Genomic DNA, 1,101 nt, shown 5'->3' on the forward strand with positions numbered 1-1,101 from the left:
GCCCGTGACTGAGTACAAAACGCACGGTTGCCGTGCTGGTCTTCCTGAAGCCCGAACGGTTACGCGCGCCATTTACATCGAGTGCGCATGTACAAGCATGGGATCCGAAGATCATGTCTGCTCCTTCTGCCGTAACGGTCGGCATTGACGTCGCAAAAGCTCACGTCGATGTTTCCGTACTGGGTGCCAATCTGGACATCCGTCGATTCAACAACGATGCCGAGGGCCACTCGGCCCTGGCTGTTGCCCTTCAGCCGCTGAACGTGCAGTTGGTCGTGATGGAGGCGACCGGTGGCTACGAGACCGAGCTGGCGTGCGCCTTGCAAGGTGCGGGTTTGCCGGTCGCTGTCGTCAACCCTCGGCAAGCACGCGATTTTGCCCGCTCGATGGGACGTCTGGCCAAAACCGACGCCATCGACGCACATATGCTTGCCGAACTGGCTTCCGTGCTACTGCGTCGGGACGATCTGTCCCGCTTGCTACGTCCCGTTCCCGACGAGCGGCAGCAGTGGCTGGCTGCACTGGTGACCCGACGGCGCCAACTACTCACCATGCTCCTTTCGGAGCGACAGCGGCTCCAGATCACGCCGGTTGGTCTGCATTCAAGTCTGCTGGCTATCATTGCCGCCATCCAGGCACAACTCGATGACATTGACGCTCAGATGGTCGCTCATGTACGCCAGCACTTCGGTGAACTCGACCGCCTGTTGCAGTCCACACATGGAATTGGCCCGGTATCCAGCGCCTGCCTGATCGCAGAACTGCCCGAATTGGGCCGGCTCAATCGCCGTCAGATTGCAGCCCTCGTTGGCGTCGCTCCCATTGCTTGCGATTCCGGCTTACGTAATGGGCGACGACGGGTTCAAGGTGGCCGCTTCGCGATCCGTCGCGTGCTGTACATGGCTACATTGACTGCCACACGCTACAACCCCGCCATCAGAGCCTTCTATCAACGCCTGAAGGCCGCCGGCAAACTGTCCAAGGTCGCGCTTGTTGCCTGCATGCGCAAGCTCCTAACCATGCTCAATGCCATGGTCAAAACCAACACGCCTTGGGACGATTCACTTCATCGGGCTTGACTCGGAAGACGGTTACTCAGTC

General features: G+C 59.7%; 1 protein-coding gene. It reads left to right on the plus strand.

Going from position 1 to position 1,101, the window contains the following annotated elements; translation table 11 throughout:
* Positions 1 to 113: 113 nt before the first annotated feature.
* On the plus strand, positions 114 to 1,079 hold the full coding sequence (locus H0X91_RS34680) for an IS110-like element ISBcen8 family transposase (RefSeq protein ID WP_196433820.1): 966 nt from the start codon (positions 114 to 116) through the stop codon (positions 1,077 to 1,079).
* The last annotated feature ends 22 nt before the right edge of the window (positions 1,080 to 1,101 follow it).

Origin of the sequence: Burkholderia sp. 9777_1386 (assembly GCF_015712265.1) — a bacterium.
GTDB classification, from domain to species: Bacteria; Pseudomonadota; Gammaproteobacteria; order Burkholderiales; family Burkholderiaceae; genus Burkholderia; species Burkholderia cenocepacia.

Bases quoted from the DNA above. Each gene is read 5' to 3' on its own strand.
- H0X91_RS34680 (WP_196433820.1), top strand. From the start codon at position 114: ATGTCTGCTCCTTCTGCCGTAACGGTCGGCATTGACGTCGCAAAAGCT.